This window comes from Halopseudomonas pachastrellae (assembly GCF_900114765.1).
GTDB lineage: Bacteria > Pseudomonadota > Gammaproteobacteria > Pseudomonadales > Pseudomonadaceae > Halopseudomonas > Halopseudomonas pachastrellae.
This window is the reverse complement of record NZ_FOUD01000008.1, coordinates 1-16,220: the sequence shown is the minus strand read 5'-3', so window position 1 is coordinate 16,220 and position 16,220 is coordinate 1. Positions and strand designations below refer to the sequence as shown.

20 protein-coding genes are annotated in these 16,220 nt (G+C 61.4%); 14 read left to right on the top strand and 6 right to left on the bottom strand.

What is annotated here, in order from left to right; all coding sequences use genetic code 11:
- Positions 1-91 precede the first annotated feature (91 nt).
- The 5 genes from ftsY to BM116_RS07605 all read left to right on the top strand — a co-directional run bounded on the left by ftsY (position 92) and on the right by BM116_RS07605 (position 4,883).
- A complete protein-coding gene (gene ftsY / locus BM116_RS07625; protein ID WP_083724040.1) occupies positions 92-1,294 on the top strand; it encodes a signal recognition particle-docking protein FtsY in 1,203 nt (400 codons plus the stop codon).
- The gene (gene ftsE, locus BM116_RS07620; protein ID WP_083724042.1) at positions 1,295-1,960 is read left to right on the top strand and encodes a cell division ATP-binding protein FtsE; all 666 of its coding nucleotides are present in this window, start codon (positions 1,295-1,297) and stop codon (positions 1,958-1,960) included.
- On the top strand, positions 1,960-2,958 hold the full coding sequence (gene ftsX / locus BM116_RS07615; protein WP_083724044.1) for a permease-like cell division protein FtsX: 999 nt from the start codon (positions 1,960-1,962) through the stop codon (positions 2,956-2,958). The genes ftsE and ftsX overlap by 1 nt, the downstream gene beginning before the upstream one ends.
- A 339-nt stretch (positions 2,959-3,297) precedes the next feature.
- The gene (gene rpoH, locus BM116_RS07610) at positions 3,298-4,161 is read left to right on the top strand and encodes an RNA polymerase sigma factor RpoH (RefSeq protein WP_083724046.1); all 864 of its coding nucleotides are present in this window, start codon (positions 3,298-3,300) and stop codon (positions 4,159-4,161) included.
- 116 nt (positions 4,162-4,277) lie between these two features.
- Complete coding sequence (locus tag BM116_RS07605) at positions 4,278-4,883, top strand: hypothetical protein (protein ID WP_083724048.1); 606 nt, start codon at positions 4,278-4,280, stop codon at positions 4,881-4,883.
- Positions 4,884-4,970: 87 nt separating this feature from the next.
- Here the strand turns inward: BM116_RS07605 and mtgA are convergent, their stop codons facing one another.
- On the bottom strand, positions 4,971-5,723 hold the full coding sequence (mtgA, locus tag BM116_RS07600) for a monofunctional biosynthetic peptidoglycan transglycosylase (protein ID WP_083724050.1): 753 nt from the start codon (positions 5,721-5,723) through the stop codon (positions 4,971-4,973).
- A gap of 50 nt (positions 5,724-5,773) precedes the next feature.
- Here mtgA and BM116_RS07595 point away from each other — a divergent pair, with 50 nt between their 5' ends.
- The 4 genes from BM116_RS07595 to trmB all read left to right on the top strand — a co-directional run bounded on the left by BM116_RS07595 (position 5,774) and on the right by trmB (position 8,069).
- Positions 5,774-6,148 (top strand): DUF423 domain-containing protein, encoded by a 375-nt coding sequence (locus tag BM116_RS07595; protein ID WP_083724052.1) that lies wholly within the window; start codon positions 5,774-5,776, stop codon positions 6,146-6,148.
- A 108-nt stretch (positions 6,149-6,256) separates the two neighbouring features.
- Positions 6,257-6,457, top strand: coding sequence for a sulfur carrier protein ThiS (gene thiS / locus BM116_RS07590; RefSeq protein ID WP_083724054.1), 201 nt, complete (start codon positions 6,257-6,259; stop codon positions 6,455-6,457).
- 23 nt (positions 6,458-6,480) lie between these two features.
- Positions 6,481-7,272, top strand: coding sequence for a thiazole synthase (locus tag BM116_RS07585; protein WP_083724056.1), 792 nt, complete (start codon positions 6,481-6,483; stop codon positions 7,270-7,272).
- Between the two features lie 65 nt (positions 7,273-7,337).
- Positions 7,338-8,069, top strand: a complete 732-nt coding sequence (gene trmB, locus BM116_RS07580; RefSeq protein ID WP_083724058.1) for a tRNA (guanosine(46)-N7)-methyltransferase TrmB — start codon at positions 7,338-7,340, stop codon at positions 8,067-8,069.
- A gap of 11 nt (positions 8,070-8,080) precedes the next feature.
- Here the strand turns inward: trmB and BM116_RS07575 are convergent, their stop codons facing one another.
- Genes BM116_RS07575 through BM116_RS07565 form a run of 3 tightly spaced genes read right to left on the bottom strand, consistent with a single transcriptional unit; the run spans position 8,081 to position 9,963 of the window.
- A complete protein-coding gene (locus tag BM116_RS07575) occupies positions 8,081-8,335 on the bottom strand; it encodes a Txe/YoeB family addiction module toxin (protein ID WP_083724060.1) in 255 nt (84 codons plus the stop codon).
- Positions 8,332-8,583, bottom strand: a complete 252-nt coding sequence (locus BM116_RS07570) for a type II toxin-antitoxin system Phd/YefM family antitoxin (protein WP_083724062.1) — start codon at positions 8,581-8,583, stop codon at positions 8,332-8,334. Before BM116_RS07570 ends, BM116_RS07575 begins: the two co-directional genes overlap by 4 nt.
- Before the next feature lie 60 nt (positions 8,584-8,643).
- Positions 8,644-9,963, bottom strand: coding sequence for a substrate-binding domain-containing protein (locus BM116_RS07565; protein ID WP_083724064.1), 1,320 nt, complete (start codon positions 9,961-9,963; stop codon positions 8,644-8,646).
- A gap of 224 nt (positions 9,964-10,187) precedes the next feature.
- On the opposite strand from BM116_RS07565, the gene BM116_RS07560 reads away from it, so the two are divergent.
- The 3 genes from BM116_RS07560 (at position 10,188) to BM116_RS07550 (ending at position 13,248) form a co-directional block, all read left to right on the top strand.
- Positions 10,188-11,363 (top strand): GGDEF domain-containing protein, encoded by a 1,176-nt coding sequence (locus BM116_RS07560; RefSeq protein ID WP_083724066.1) that lies wholly within the window; start codon positions 10,188-10,190, stop codon positions 11,361-11,363.
- Positions 11,364-11,647: 284 nt separating this feature from the next.
- Positions 11,648-11,941 (top strand): helix-turn-helix domain-containing protein, encoded by a 294-nt coding sequence (locus BM116_RS07555; protein ID WP_083724068.1) that lies wholly within the window; start codon positions 11,648-11,650, stop codon positions 11,939-11,941.
- Positions 11,941-13,248 carry a HipA domain-containing protein gene (locus BM116_RS07550; protein ID WP_083724070.1) on the top strand — a complete coding sequence of 436 codons (1,308 nt, stop codon included), beginning with the start codon at positions 11,941-11,943 and terminating at the stop codon, positions 13,246-13,248. Before BM116_RS07555 ends, BM116_RS07550 begins: the two co-directional genes overlap by 1 nt.
- A gap of 182 nt (positions 13,249-13,430) precedes the next feature.
- Here BM116_RS07550 and BM116_RS18665 read toward each other — a convergent pair whose 3' ends face one another.
- Complete coding sequence (locus BM116_RS18665) at positions 13,431-13,808, bottom strand: hypothetical protein (protein ID WP_139056939.1); 378 nt, start codon at positions 13,806-13,808, stop codon at positions 13,431-13,433.
- A gap of 212 nt (positions 13,809-14,020) precedes the next feature.
- Between BM116_RS18665 and BM116_RS07545 the strand changes: the two genes are divergently transcribed.
- Complete coding sequence (locus BM116_RS07545; protein ID WP_083724072.1) at positions 14,021-14,881, top strand: crotonase/enoyl-CoA hydratase family protein; 861 nt, start codon at positions 14,021-14,023, stop codon at positions 14,879-14,881.
- A gap of 269 nt (positions 14,882-15,150) precedes the next feature.
- Positions 15,151-15,681 (top strand): lactoylglutathione lyase, encoded by a 531-nt coding sequence (gene gloA / locus BM116_RS07540; RefSeq protein ID WP_083724074.1) that lies wholly within the window; start codon positions 15,151-15,153, stop codon positions 15,679-15,681.
- Between the two features lie 84 nt (positions 15,682-15,765).
- On the opposite strand, the gene BM116_RS07535 is transcribed toward gloA, so the two are convergent.
- A partial coding sequence (locus BM116_RS07535; protein WP_139222356.1) for a transposase occupies positions 15,766-16,220 on the bottom strand: 455 nt, incomplete at its 5' end.

Sequence of the window (16,220 nt, the reverse complement as noted above, 5' to 3'; positions counted from 1 at the left end):
GGTTCTTAGGGGGGGATGGGCCAGTAATGGCCTGTCCCTACCCGACTCAATGAGGCGGACATGCGCCGCCGATCTCAGATAGTGACACTTCATGTTTGGTTCCAAAGACAAGCCGCAAGACACCGACACCCAGGACAACAGCAAAGCCGAGAAGAAGGGGCTGTTTGGCTGGGCCCGGCGCAAGGACAAGCCCGCCGATACACCGGCACAGGCAGATGCGCCAGCACCGCTCAGTGGCGACCTAAATACCATCGAAGGCCGTGAGGCCGCCGCGCGTGAAGCGGCGGCCTCGCTGTTTTCCGAGCTGGGCCAGCAAGCGCCCGCTGAAGCGCCGGCCGAGACAGTCGAGCCCGTAGCGCAGCCCGAAAGCGGCGGCTTTTTTGCCCGCATGCGCCAGGGGCTGTCCAAGACCAGCGCCAATCTCGGCGAGGGCATGGCTAACCTGTTCCTCGGCGAGAAAGAAATCGACGACGAGCTGCTGGAGGAGATGGAAACCCGGCTGCTGATGGCCGACGTGGGTATCGAAGCCACCACCATGATCATGGAAACCCTGCAGCAGCGGGTCACCCGCCGTCAGGTCTCCAGCCGCAAGGCGTTGTATCGCGCCCTGCAGGATGAGCTCGAAGCGCTGCTGGCGCATGTCGCCAAGCCGCTGGAAATCGACACCAGCAAGAAGCCCTACGTGATTCTGGTGGTAGGCGTGAATGGCGTCGGCAAGACCACCACCATCGGCAAGCTGGCCAAGCGTCTGCAGGGCGAGGGCAAGCAGGTGATGCTCGCCGCCGGCGATACCTTCCGCGCCGCTGCGGTTGAGCAGTTGCAGGTCTGGGGTGAGCGCAACAAGATCGGCGTGATTGCCCAGCACACCGGTTCGGACTCGGCCTCGGTGATCTTCGACGGCCTGCAGGCCGCCAAAGCCCGTGGTGCTGACGTGTTGATTGCCGATACCGCCGGGCGTCTGCACAACAAGGATCATCTGATGGACGAGCTGGCCAAGGTCAAGCGCGTGATGGCCAAGCTGGATGCCGACGCGCCGCACGAGGTGATGCTGGTGCTCGACGCCGGTACCGGCCAGAACGCTATTTCCCAGACCAAACTGTTCGATCAGGCGGTGGGTCTGACTGGTCTGACCCTGACCAAGCTCGATGGCACCGCCAAGGGCGGGGTGATCTTCGCGCTGGCCAAGCAGTTTGGCCTGCCGATCCGCTTTATCGGTGTGGGTGAGCAGATTGATGATCTGCGTCCCTTTACCGCGCCGGACTTTGTGGCGGCACTGTTTGGACAGAAGCCATAAATGATTCGTTTCGAGCAGGTCAGCAAGCGCTATTCCAACGGTCATCAGGGGCTGGATAACCTCAGCTTCCACATTCGCACCGGCGAGATGGTGTTCATTACCGGGCATTCAGGCGCGGGCAAGAGCACCCTGCTGAAACTGATTATGTGCATGGAGCGCCCCAGCAGTGGCGCCGTGCACGTGGGCGGCCAGAACCTGCGTGATCTGGGCAGTGATGACATACCTTACCTGCGCCGTCAGGTGGGTGTGGTGTTTCAGAATCACCAGTTGCTGTTTGATCGCACCGTTTTCGATAACGTCGCGCTGCCGCTGATCATTAATGGCACGCCGAGCGATGAAGTGGGTCGCCGGGTGCGCGCCGCGCTCGATAAGGTCGGCCTGCTAAGCAAGGAAAACAGCTACCCCATCGCCCTGTCCGGCGGTGAGCAGCAGCGCGTTGGCATTGCCCGTGCGGTGGTGCACAAACCCGCACTGCTGCTGGCCGATGAGCCGACCGGTAACCTCGACCCGGAGTTGTCGGCAGAGATCATGAGCCTGTTCGAAGACTTCAACCGGGTGGGCGTGACCGTGATCATCGCCAGTCACGACCTGCCGCTGATCGCGCGCCTGCACCACCGCACCCTGACCCTCGATCAGGGCCGGCTGCTGGCTGACGGGGAGTCCTGATGAGCAGCAACAAACCCACCCAGCCCGCCCGTCGCAAGGTGCCCAGCGGCGCGGCACGCTCCCAGCGCAACTGGCGTCACCCGCTGCGCAGCTGGCTGGGCAGCCACCGTACCAGCGCTCTGCAGGCACTGGAGCGTGTGCGCCACTACCCGTTCAGTAGTGCCATGACCGTGCTGGTCATGACTATCGCTCTGGCGCTGCCCATGGGGCTCTCGGTGCTGATCAATCAGGTCAAGCAACTGGGGGTGAACTGGCAGGAAGCGGCGCAGATCTCCGTGTATCTGGCTGACAGCGTCAGCGCCGAGCAGCAACAGGCGCTGACCGAGCAGGTTGGCCAGCTCGCCGGTGTTGCCAACGCCCAGCTGCTCGATAAGGACTTGGCCTTGGCCGAGTTCCAGCAGCACGCCGGCATGGGTGACGCCCTGCTGCAGCTCGACTACAACCCCTTGCCCAGCGTTATTGTGGTCACCCCCAAAAGCATCGAGGGTGGCGCCGCTGCACTGGAGCCCCTGCGTGATCGGCTGGTGGCGCTGGACGGGGTAGATCAGGTGCAGATCGATCTGCTCTGGGTTGAGCGGCTGTCTGCCATCCTGGCGATGTTTGAGCGCTTTGCCAGCGGTCTGGCGGTGCTGCTGATCATTGCCCTGCTGTTGGTTATGGCCAACACCATCCGCCTGGCCATCGAGAGCCGCCGCGAAGAAATTCTGGTGATCAAGCTGGTCGGCGGCACCGACGCCTTCGTGCGTCGCCCGTTCCTCTATATAGGTGTGCTGTACGGCCTGCTGGCCGGCCTCTTGGCCTGGGTGCTGCTGGCGCTGGGCCTGGCCTGGCTGAATGTCACCGTGGAGCGGGTTGCCGCGCTGTATCAGAGCGACTTCGCCTTGTTTGGCATGCCCTTCACCGACGGCCTGGCCCTGGTGTTCGGCGCCATGCTACTCGGCCTCGCCGGCGCCTGGCTGGCGGTGGGGCAGCACGTACGGGCGATTGAGCCGCAGTAGGCGCAACTCGTAGCCTAGTTGGGCAACGGTTTTTGGTTTGGGTTTGGGTTTGGGTTGTGGGGTAAGGGTTTAGGGCGGTGGGCTGAAAGCTGAAGGCTGGAAGCTTGAAGCAGTCCGAGTCGTTGCGGACAATGGTTTTTTCCTCATGCTCCGCCAAGCAATCGCTCCGGAACAGCTCAGACTGCTTCAAGCTTCAAGCTTCAAGCTTCAAGCTTCTGGCCTCCAGCCTCCAGCCTCCAGCCTCCAGCCTCCAGCCCGAGTTCGCGTTGAACTTTAACCTACGTTCACAGTCAGATTTTGCGGTGATACACTGGGTCGTCATTTTAAGTGAGGTAGCGCATGAGCACTGCACTGCAGCCTGTTCATAATCTGGCTCCGGGAGCGAATCTCGAAGCCTACATTCAGAGCGTCAGCAGCATTCCTGTCCTGAGCGCCGACGAGGAGCGCGTGCTGGCTGACCGCCTGTACTATCACGAAGACCTTGAAGCCGCCCGCCAGTTGGTTATGTCCCATCTGCGCTTTGTGGTGCACATCGCCCGCAGCTATTCGGGCTACGGCCTGGCGCAGTCCGACCTGGTGCAGGAAGGCAACGTCGGCCTGATGAAGGCGGTAAAACGCTTCAATCCGGAGATGGGCGTGCGCCTGGTCTCCTTTGCGGTGCACTGGATTCGCGCCGAGATTCACGAGTTCATTCTGCGCAACTGGCGCATCGTCAAAGTCGCCACCACCAAGGCCCAGCGCAAGCTGTTTTTCAACCTGCGCAGCGCCAAGAAGAAGCTGGCCTGGCTGTCGCAAAATGAAGTACAGGCCGTTGCCGCTGATCTGGGTGTAGCCGAGCGCGAAGTGCGCGAGATGGAAAGCCGTCTCTACGGCCAGGATCTGGGCTTTGATGGCGCCCAGGACGATGACGACGACACCGCCTACGCACCGGTTCACTACCTGGAAGACAAGCGCTACGACCCGGCTACCCAGCTGGAGTCTGCCGACTGGTCCGACAGCGCCAGCAGCAGCTTGCTGAGCGGGCTGGATGAGCTGGACGAGCGCAGCCGCGATATTCTCTACCAGCGCTGGCTGGCTGAAGAAAAGGCGACGCTGCACGAGCTGGCAGCCAAGTATCAGGTGTCGGCTGAGCGTATTCGTCAGCTGGAAAAGAACGCCATGAACAAGTTGAAAAAGAACCTCGAGACCGAGGTCGCGATTTAAGGCATCTCAGTCGTACTGAAAGGGCATCCACGGGATGCCCTTTTTGTTGGTGAGGCCGCCCGCCCGATAACCCCATTTTGTGTACCCAATCAGATAACAAGACCAAGGAGTAACGCATGACGCGTCGTCAGGGTGTGCGACTGGCCACACTGTTTACCGTGGTAATCCTCGCTTTTTATGCCTTTGGCTACTGGCAGTCACGGCCGGCGGCGCCTGAGCCGATGGACTGGTACGGCCAGTATCAGGAGTCCCTGTTCAAGCCCCTGCAGGCCCAGCGCCTGACCCTGGCGGATGCCGGTGCGGCGCTCGGTCATGGCACCCTGTGGATGATCAGCTCCGAGGGTGAGCCGCTGCTGGTGAGTCGCTACACTCTGGAGAGCGATGATCTGAGCTGGCGTGCGCAGGCGGTTATCGCGCTGACGCCCGAGCAAACCGACAGCCTGGTGCAGGCCCAGGCCTGGCAGCCGGACCTGCCCGACCAGCCGATCAGCTCGGCCGTGGGCGATGCCCTAAAGGACCGTAAGGTTGTGCGTCTGAGCATGATCCCCAACGAGCCGATGTCACTGGCGCAGGTGCAGGGCACCTTCGGCAATCCCGACCTGCGACTGCCGGTCAGCGAAGGCGAAGCCTGGGTTTATCCGAAGGTTGGGGCGGTGGTGGCCGTGGGTGAAGAGCAGGCGCATTCCATCATGTTTGGCCTGCGCGAGGACCTTGGCGAGTAGCCAAGCGCTGCAATGCCCATCTGCAGCGCTGCGCTGCATGGGTGATCGGGCTGTTTGGCGTTCATCGCAGCAGCCTGACGAGCTGCCTCAGATATCCAGCCGGTTGCGCCAGTAGCGCAGCGTCAGCCAGTCGGGTAGCGGCTTGCCGGCTTCCATGCGGTCCAGGTAGTGTCGCCCGCCCAGCTGCTGGCTCTGCTGACGAATCCAGTTGGCGCGGCGCAGGGCATGCGGTGGTGGGCTGGCGGCATCCCAGTTGAGCGGGCTGGGCAGTACTGCGGCCAGCTGGGCCGACTGCTGGCTGGACAGGTAGCTGGCTCCCACACCAAAGTGGTGCCGCGCCGCCGCCTCTACGCCATATACGCCGTGATCCCACTCGGCGATGTTCAGATACATCTCCAGAACGCGTTGCTTGGGCCAGATCAGCTCGATACCCAGGGTAAACCACGCCTCCAGCCCCTTGCGCACATAGCTGCGGCCGGACCAGAGGAACAGGTTCTTGGCGACCTGCTGGCTGATGGTGCTGGCGCCGCGCAAATTCCCGCCCTGCATGTTATGTTCCACGGCGGCGCGGATGGCCTTGAGGTCGAAGCCATAGTGGTCGGCAAAGCGCTGATCTTCGGCGGCGATCACGGCCATTTTCATGCTGTCGGGGATCTGCGCGTAGGGCGTCCATTGATATTGGCGCTGATAGCCGGGCGTATCGCGCTCGGTGACCCAGCGCTCGACCATCAGCATGGAGCCGGGCGCAGGTGCCCAGCGCAGCACCACGATGGGCAGCAGGCTGACGGCGGCTACAATCAGCAGCCACTTGGCAATCTTGCGCAGGATGAGTTTGAACATGGGCGTCCGGGTAGAAAGTCTGCCCGGAGTATAAACCGAGGGAGCAAAGCATGGCCAAATGGCTGTTGATGTTGGCGTCACTGAGTGGTTTTACCGGTGTAGCACTGGGGGCGTTTGCCGCCCACGGGCTGCGCGGCAAGCTGCCGGAAAACCTGCTTAATGCCTTTCAAACCGGCGTGAGCTATCAGCTATGGCACACCATGGCGCTGATCGGGGTGGCCCTGCTGCTGTTGCGTGGTCCGGACAGCGCCCTGCTGAAAACCAGCGGCGTGCTCTTTGCCGTGGGTATTGTGCTGTTTTCCGGCAGCCTGTATCTGCTGGCGCTCAGCGGCCTGGGCAAGCTGGGCATGATTACCCCGTTGGGCGGCGTGACCTGGCTGGTGGCCTGGTTCTGTCTGGGCCTGGGTATCTGGCGTACGCTCTGAGCGTGGCCAGCGGGCGGCAAAGGGCGTTATCATAGCGCCCTTGTCGCCGGTCAATAGTGGCCGCGCCACGCTGCCTTATTATCTCCATCCGCTGTTACCGAGCCGCCCATGCAGATTCTCTTGAATGGTGAGCCCCACCAACTGGACCAGCCCCTGACCCTCAGCGCGTTGATCGATCAGCTGGGCCTGACCGGCAAGCGCCTGGCGGTTGAGCTGAACCTTGAGATCGTGCCGCGCAGTCAGCACGCCGACACCCGCCTGAGCGAGGGTGACCGGGTAGAGATCGTGCATGCCATCGGTGGCGGCTAACCCAATCCTCGTTGGAGACCCTGATGACTGATATGACCCAGGATGCGCTGGAAATCGCCGGCGTTCGCTACCGTTCCCGCTTGTTGGTCGGCACCGGCAAGTACAAGGACCTGGACGAGACCGGCCGCGCCATTGAAGCCTCTGGTGCCGAAATCGTGACCGTGGCTATTCGCCGTACCAATATCGGCCAGAACCCGGACGAGCCCAACCTGCTGGATGTGGTCTCGCCGGATCGCTACACCATCCTGCCCAACACCGCCGGCTGCTACACCGCAGACGAGGCCGTGCGCACCTGCCGCCTGGCCCGTGAGCTGCTGGATGGTCACAAGCTGGTGAAGCTGGAAGTGCTGGCCGACCAGAAGACCCTGTTCCCCAACGTGGTAGAAACCCTCAAGGCCGCTGAAGTGCTGATCAAGGACGGCTTTGACGTCATGGTCTACACCAGCGATGACCCGATCATCGCCCGCGAGCTGGCTGCCATGGGCTGTGTTGCGGTGATGCCGCTGGCCGGCCTGATCGGCTCCGGCATGGGTATCTGCAACCCGTGGAACCTGCGCATCATTCTGGAAGAAGCCACCGTACCGGTGCTGGTGGATGCCGGCGTTGGCACCGCGTCTGACGCCACCATCGCCATGGAGCTGGGTTGCGCCGGTGTACTGATGAACAGCGCTATTGCCCACGCCGATCAGCCGGTGTTGATGGCTCAGGCCATGCACCACGCCGTGGTGGCCGGTCGTGCCGCCTATCAGGCTGGCCGCATGCCGCGCAAACTGTACGCCTCGGCATCTTCGCCGCTGGACGGCACCCTGCGCTAAGCAGGCTATCCTTTCGTCAGGCGCCCTGCGGGGCGCCGCTTTATCCGACCATTACCGAGCACCCCATGTCCGATACGCCCGAACTGCCCGACAGCGCAGAGACCCCCACCCCTGATAGCCCACCGCGCCGCGCCATTCGCAGCTTCGTCATGCGCGCAGGCCGCATGACCGAAGGCCAGCAAAAGGGTATCGACCAGGGCTGGCCGCGCTTTGGCCTGACGCTGGATCAGGGCATGCTTGATCTCGACGCCCTGTTTGGCCGCAGCGCACCGCGTACGCTGGAGATCGGCTTTGGCATGGGTCACTCGCTGCTGGAAATGGCCGCTGCTGCCCCTGAGCAGGACTTCATCGGCATTGAAGTGCACCGTCCGGGCGTGGGTGCACTGCTCAATGGCCTGCTGACTGAGGGGCTGAGCAACGTACGGGTGTTCGACTGCGATGCCATTGAGGTGCTCAACCGCTGTATTCCGGACGGCAGCCTGGACCGCCTGCTGCTGTTCTTCCCGGACCCGTGGCACAAGAAGAAACACCACAAGCGCCGCATCGTCCAGCCGGCCTTTGCCGAGCAGGTGCGTCGCAAGCTCAAGGTGGGTGGCGTGTTTCACATGGCTACCGACTGGGAGCACTACGCCGAGCACATGCTGGAAGTGATGAACGTTGCCCCCGGCTACCGCAATCAGGCGGGCGAAGCGGGTTACGTACCGCGCCCGGAAGAGCGCCCGATCACCAAGTTCGAGCGCCGCGGCGAGCGACTGGGCCACGGGGTGTGGGACTTGAAGTTCGAACGGGTCGACTGAGCGCGCGGGTCTCAGTAGTGGTAACGCAACTGGGCGATCAGTAGCGCATCGTCGGTCATCTTGTAGATGATGCGGTGCTCGCTATTGATGCGCCGTGACCAATAGCTGGCGAGGTTGTGGTTTAGCGGCTCCGGCTTGCCGACGCCAGCGAACGGGTCACGTTGAATCTTTTTGATTAGTACATTGATGCGGCCGACCAGCTTCTTGTCGGTTTTCTGCCAGTACAGATAATCCTCCCAGGCACTCTGCGCGAAGATCAGTTTCATTCGCCCAGTGCCCGTTCCTGCCCTTCTCCCTGCTCCAGTTCGGCAATCGAGTCCAGCAGGCGGCGTGCGTTGCGCGGCGAGCGCAACAGGTAGGCCGTTTCCTGCAGCGCTTCATAATCCTCCAGTGACATCATGACCACCGACTGAGATTTGCTGCGGGTAATAATGATGGGCGCGTGATCTTCGCAGACCTGATCCATGGTCTTGGCCAGATTGGTTCGCGCGGCGGTATAGCTGATAGCGTCCATTATTACACCTGTACAGAAAATTGACATGTGCAGGATAGTGTACAGGTCAGGCCGGCGCAATCATCGCTTTACCCACACCTCAACCCGGCCATTGCGCCGCGCGCCACTTTCCCCGCCCGCCGAGCCGACCGGCTTGTAGTGTCCGTAGCCGATGTGCCCCTGCACCGGCGACCCCATATCCCGCAGTACCTTGGCTGCAGACAGCGCGCGCAGCTCGGAGATCATCTGGGCGCGCAGCTCGTGGCTTTGCTGGTCGGCAAAACCGATCAGCATGATGTCCCGGCTGCTTTTGCCACTTTGCGCCAGGTATTGCTGAATGCGCAGCAGATCGCGCTTGGCCTTGTTGTCCAGGTCGGTGTGGCCTTCATCAAAACGAATGTTGACCGACAGCCGTTGATAGTTGGCGGTCAGGCGCTTGAGGCTGTCGGGTACGCTATCGTCCATCACCGGGTCCACGGCGAAGGGCGTTTGCGAAAAGAAGCCCGACTCGGCCACCAGCGCTTGGCCGGCCTCGCTCTGGGCAAAGGCGACAAACTCCTGTGCCAGCGGCTCTCCACCAGTGCCCGGGGTGTACAGGTAGAGGCGTCGCGACAGTGGATAATCTTCCGTGGCCACGGTCAGCTTGCTGGGCTTGAGCGCCGGCGCTTCGCCATCGGCAATGGCCAGCAGCTTGGCACCGCGTACCGAGGCAAAGCCGGCAAAGCCGATGCCGCCTGGGTTGGCGGTCACGTCGTCAGACAACTGGTCATTCGATTCATAGCGACGCGCGCTCTCGCTTAGACTATAGCGCCCGGCCAGCACCAGCTCCTTGAAGGTGTCCCAGGTACCTGATTGCTCATCCCGGGCGTAGATATCAATCGCCCGGTCTGGCCCGCCAACCTCCGACCAGTTGCTGATCTGGCCGGCAAAGATGCGCGCCAGGGTGTCTATGTTCAATTGCTCCACCGGGTTGGATGGGTGCACCAGAATCGCCAGCCCGTCGATGGCGATGATGTGCTCGCTATCACCGCTCAGCAGGTCGGCCCGGCTGGCCATGGCCTGGGCTTCGCTGCTTTTGACCCGTCTTGAGGCGGCCCAGACATCAGCCTGCCCGGCGGCCAGCGCGCTGTAGCCGGTGCTGGAGCCATGGGCCGCCACCAGCACGGTCAGCGGCTGGCCATCGCGTTGGGTGCTGAGAACGGTCTCGTTGGCGGTGCCGGTGCCCGCGCTGGTCACCGGTTGGCCGCTCAGCTGCTGCAGAAACTGGGTCATCAGCATCGGCGCCAGGGTTGCCCCTATGGTGTTGGAGCCGTGCACTTCCAGTGCGTGGGCGCTGACCAGGCCGGGCAGCAGGGCAAGGGAGAGCCAGAGGTGACGCAGGGGGCGGCGAAGGGAATGCATGATGGACCTCATTCATCGGACAGCGGGTGTGCGGGCTGCCAGAGTGCGACAAGGAGATGACATGCAGGTTACAGCCGCGTGACAGCTTGGATGCTGTGCCTCCATTCTGACGCTTGCGTCACGGACGGGCAGGGCGTTTTGCCGTCCCTTAAGGCAAGAGTTTTAATGTTCTCAGCCGCGCCATGGCCCATAATAGGAGCTACTGACTCGACGACGCGCACTGTATGGCTGTAACGCCCCTCTACGACCCGAAAACCCTGATTATGCTGGCCTGTCTGCTGGTTGGCGTCATGGGCATTGTTCTGCTGCTGATGGGGCGTGCTACCCGGCCACGGATTCCGGGTGTGCATCATTGGGCGGCGGGGTCACTGCTGACCGCGTTGGCGGGCGTGCTGATTCTGCTGCGGGGCTCGGCGCCCGACTGGTTGACCTTCACTGTGCAAAATACCGCAGCGATGCTGGCCTACACGTTGTACTGGGTTGGCAGCGCCAAGCACTTCGGCCACCGACCAAAGCTCAAGGTCTGGGTGTTGCTGTTTGTGGTGGCCTGGTGCGGGCAGACCTATTTCACTCACGTTGAGGACAGCCTGCGTGGCCGCTATCTGAGCCTGACCGGCTACGTTTTTGCTGCCAGCCTGATGCACGCCATCGTCTTTGCCCGCGAGCTGTATCGCCACCGCGGTGATCACCAGCAGCGCCTGCTGGGCGCGGGTTTTACCTTTTTCTGGGTGGTCTTTTCGACCCTGGTGTTTGGTGCCCGCTGGGCGCATGCCATCTTTCAGCCGCAAGACGGGCAGGGCATGCTTGATGTGTCCTGGCTGCAGGCACTCTATCTGGGGACCTTCAGCTTCGGCTTGGTGATCGTCAACATCGGCTTTCTGCTGCTCGTCTCCGAACGTATCCGCAGCAATTTTGAAGAGCTGGCCATGACCGACACGCTGACTGGCGTGCGTAGCCGCCGCGCGGTGGTAGACGCCGCCAGCGACCTGTTCAAACGCAGCCGACGCAGCGGTGAGCCTTTCTCGGTGCTGTCGCTCGATCTGGACCACTTCAAGGCCATCAACGACCAGCACGGGCATCAGGTTGGAGACCGCGTGCTGCAGGCCTTTTGCCGGCGCATGGAAGACACCCTGCGGCAGTCCGATGTATTCGGCAGACAGGGCGGCGAGGAGTTTATTCTGCTGCTGCCCGCCACCTCGATGGCGCAGGCCAGCGAACTGGCCGACCGCCTGCTGCTGGCCGCCGTGACCAGCGAGCCCGGGCTACCCGGCGTGACGGTCAGTATCGGTTTGACCGACTGGCGCCGCGACGACACCTCGATTGACGACCTCTTCAACCGCGCCGACCGCGCCCTGTACGCGGCCAAGGACGCGGGGCGTAACAACGCCAAGTATTGTTAGAGTCGTCCCCCGGGGCTATCAAGAGCCTTGCCGCACAAGCGGCAGAAGGTTAAAAGCCCGCACCTTGGTCGCTCATAGCAGGTCCTTAATCCGCACGATCGTGAGGATTGGCGTTAAATCAAGCCTGAAAGTATATAAATCCTCACAATCGTGAGGATTTATATCTGTTTGCTTATGTTGACGGAAAAATCCTTACGTTCGTGCGGTTTTCTGCTATGTTGCAATGGTATCGGCTTCTTTCCTTACAGTCGTGAGGATTGCCAGATGACTATTGAGGTTGGGTGATGAAATTCCACATCAGCTCCCCGGAGCAAATTGGGCCGTTGGTCAGGGCCAGCCGCAAGGCCATGCAGCTGCGTCAGGATGATGCCGCCGGCAGCATTGGCGTGTCTGAGAACTTCCTCGGCAAGGTCGAGCGCGGGAGCGACTCGGTGCAATGGGGCAAGCTGTTCCAGGTCATGCAGGAGCTGGGGCTGACCCTCTCTGTCGAGGTACCCGAGCCCTTTGCCGAGCAGGTGCAGGCCAGGTTAAACGAGCTGCACGCTCGGGCAGCCTCTGCCGGCAGCAAGGCGGACTAATGGCCAGAACACTCATTGCGTGGATCAACCACACATGTATTGGCACCCTGCGCGAAAGCAACGGGCTCTGGGCCTTTGCTTACAGTTCGGACTGGCTGGCGGATACGAGCGCCTATCCCTTGTGTCCGCTGTTGCCGTTGCAAGCAGAAGAACACATTGATGGCGCCACGCAGCGCCCGGTGCAGTGGCACTTCGATAACCTGCTGCCGGAAGAGGGACAGCGCACCCTGATCGCCGAGGCAGCTGGCGTAGCCATCGCCGACGCCTTTGCCTTGCTGCAGCATTTTGGCGCCGAGTCGGCCGGCTCTATCACCCTGTTACCGCCGGGCGAGCGGCCGCAACCGGGCAGTACTCAACCGCTGTCGACTGTCACGCTGTCTCAGCGCATCCAGTCCATGCCCGAGGTGCCGCTGGCCCAGCGCGCCGCCAAGCGCATGTCGCTCGCCGGTGCGCAGCACAAGGTGGCGGTGATCTATCGTGACGGCCAACTCCTTGAACCGGTAGGCAGCGAGCCTTCAACGCACATCCTCAAGCCGAATCACCCTGGCAACGACTGGCGCCACTCGGTGATCAATGAATGGTTTGTCATGACGCTGGCCGGGCGTGTCGGCCTGCCGGTTCCCAAGGTCACGCGGCTTTATGTGCCCGAGCCGGTGTTTCTCATCGAACGCTTTGACCGGGTCTTAACCCCGGACGGTTGCGCGCGCCTGCACTGCATCGACGCCTGCCAGATGGATGGGCTGTCCCGCGAGTTCAAATACAGCGCCGGCAGTATTGAGCGGCTGGCCGACCTGGCAAGCCGCTGCCGACCCTCCGCGTTGGCAAGGCTGCGCCTGTTTGAGTGGCTGGTGTTTAACGTGCTGGTGGGCAATGAAGACGCGCACCTGAAGAACCTGAGCTTTTTACCTACACCCAAGGGCGTGCAGCTGGCACCGTTCTACGATCTGCTGTGCACCGCCGTCTACGGCACCAAAGCCTGCGACAAGGACCGCTGGCCCGAACAAGCCGAATTGGCCTGGCCCGTCCTCGGCCGTCAGAGGTTGCCACAGATAAGTACCGAGCTGCTGATCGAGGCCGCAGAAGCCATGGGCATCAAACCAGCCACCGCAAAGCAGTCTGTACGCAAACTGGTGGACGCCATCAGCGCCGCTGCGCTGCCCCTGCTAGACCAGATGCTGGCGGAAAATGCTGAGTTGGTAAAGGCCCGCCCGGAACTTAAGGCGACATTTGGCGGAGAGATGCGGCTGCTGCGGAGTATTGAAGCCATTGTTATTCGTGGCATGGTTGGGCAGGTGCGGGGTGGGTAGTAGTGGCTTATCTGGTAACTGGTAGAGTAGGGCTGCAGACGGAGCTGAACCGTCAGCCAGATGATGCGTCAGAGCCTGTCCGACAATCTGAGTCTTTATAACATCTGAGCCCAGCAGCATCTAAGCCGCAAGGCTCTTTCATTGCGACCTGAAACAGGAATGCATTAGGTACACCGAACTGGTCAACCAGCTACGCCACGAACTAGCCCAGACCCTGATGGCGCAGGTCTTGGACATGGAGTGGGTGCGTGAGCCGGTGGGTGTCTTGCGAATTTCTTTAGCTCGCTAAGCATTTTGGGGCCGAGCAGATGACCCTTTGAGGTCTTGCAGGCGTATATTTGAAACACCTTCAGCGTCGGCATGGTTCCGCCCAACATCAGGTAGCCCTTGAGCTCTCGACTTTCATTTACCGCTACCCAAAACTGGTCTTTGATAGCCATCTGCTCGTATGCAGAGTCCGCTAAGAACCCAAACATATTTTTGTGTTTATCAGCGGTCGCAGTCACTTGGGGGATATAGGGTTTTACCGCTTCGTAGCTCTTTAAAATTGCATATTCCATTGCAGTTACCGAGTGTTTGACCAAGCAGGTAGGGGCTGCCGGCCTGAGCCCTTGCTCTGTTCTATCACTCGACTCGCCTGTGCTCAAGCCAGCCTATTGCCGGTCACCCATCCACCCCACCAATACCCCCACATACGCCTCGGTAACTCAACTGGTTACCGTGACTGGTGGGTTCTACACTGGGCGGCATTTGACCACACAGGAAAGCCCAGATGACTTACGAAACCCTCGATTACCAGGTGGAGGACGGTGTCCTCACGTTGACGCTGAACCGTCCTGACCGTATGAACGCCTTCAACGGCCAGATGCGTCGAGATCTGATCGCGGCCTTTGATGCTGCCGATGCCGATGATGCGGTGCGTGTTGTGATCATGACCGGTGCCGGTCGTGCGTTCTGTGCCGGTGCGGATCTGGAGAAGGGCGGTGATACCTTCAACCGTCACAAGCGTCAGGATCAGCCCGAGGGTGATGACCTGCGTGATGGCGGCGGTACCGTGTCGCTGCGTATCTACGAGTGCACCAAGCCGGTCATTGTTGCCTTTAACGGCGCGGCCGTGGGTGTGGGCGTGACCATGAGTCTGCCGGCGGATATTCGCATGGCTTCGACCAACGCCAAGTTCGGCTTTGTGTTTGCCCGCCGCGGCATCACCATGGAAGCCTGCTCCAGCTGGTTCCTGCCGCGCCTCGTCGGCCCGATGCAGGCGGCCGAGTGGGTTTACACCGGCCGCGTATTTAGTGCTGAAGAAGCCCTCAAGGGCGGCCTGCTGCGCAGCGTTCACGAGCCGGACGAGCTGCTGCCGGCGGCGCGTGAACTGGCCCGTGAAATTGCCGACAACACCTCCGCCATGTCTGCCGCGCTGAACCGTCAGCTGCTGTGGCGCATGATGGCGGCGGACCACCCGATGGAGGCGCACATTGTGGACTCCCGTGCGATTGCCTTTATGGGTGAGTCTGCGGATGCGAAAGAGGGCGTCAGCTCCTTCCTGGAGAAGCGCGCGCCGCAGTTCAAGCTGCGTCCGAGCACGGACAAGCCGGCGTTCTTCCCGTGGTGGGAGGAGCGCAAGTTCCGCTGACAGATCGCTGAGAAACTACCTGCGTTGGCATTACTGCGTTAAAAGCCGCCGGAAAATGCTCATTTACTGCTTGTAAAGTCGAGCGCGACTCCGATCGCTTTTCCGGCGGCTTTTGCCTTGTACTGCCTGCCTCGGCAACGTTTCTCAACGATCTGCTGTTCGAGCGTCGGTTGGCGCACTGCTGACCGGATACGACGCCCGCGCACGTTCTGTGTGCGGGCGTTTCAGTGTTAGGCTTTGGCCTTTTCTACCTAATGGGAGCTGTTGCCATGAGTCGTCACTTTGAATCTGCCCCGGGCCTGTGCGAGAACCGCGATGCGGCCACCGAGGGCTTTGTCTTCAACCAGACCATGCTCCGCATCAAGAACCCTGAGGCGACGCTGGATTTCTATACCCGCGTGATGGGGATGACGCTGGTGAAGAAGCAGGATTATCCGGCGGGTAAGTTCAGTCTGTATTTTCTGGCCGCAGTCGACAGCAATGCGCTGGATACCTGGTCGGACGATCCGGTGGAGCGCACCCACCAGACCTTCGGCCGCCCGGCCATGCTCGAGCTGACCCACAACTGGGGCACTGAGGACGATCCGGAATTCAGCTATCACAACGGTAACGATGACCCGCGTGGTTTCGGCCATATCGGCTTTGCCGTGCCGGATCTGGAAGCGGCCTGCGCGCGCTTTGAGGAGCTGGGTGTGTCCTTCGTTAAGCGCCCGCAGGACGGCAAGATGCACAACATCGCCTTTATCCGTGACCCGGACGGGTATTGGATCGAGATCTTTGCGCCGGGCGGCATGGCGTAACAGAGCGGCTCTCGTCTGACGCTGGTCGAGCGGGAGCTCGACCAGCCCGGCTTCTGGACCCTGTTGTAGATACCGTCTTCGAACTTAGTGCGCAATGGCCAATGCGGGATCGAAGGGCTTACCTGATTTGAGTACTCCATAGGCGATACTCAGCAACTTACGCATGGCCGCGCACACGGTCTGCTTACCCTTTTTGCCCCTGGCCCTCAGACGCTCGACTTGCGCCTTGATCGCTGGGTTGTAGGTCATCGCTACAACAGCAGGTAGGTAGAGCGCACTGCGCAATCGAGCTGACCCTGTTCGTGAGATGCGAGTACGACCGTAGTAGGCGCCTGACTCTTGCAGGCGTGGGTCCAGGCCCGCGAACGCAGTGACCGCGCGCGAATGGGTAAAGCGTTCTATCTCGCCCAGCTCAGCCAGGATCAGCGCCGCTGTCTTGTCAGCGATGCCGTCGATGCTCACCAGCAGATCACGTTTACCACGTAGATCCGGGTCATCATCGATATGCTGCTTGATCTGCTTTAGCGTCCATTCGATTT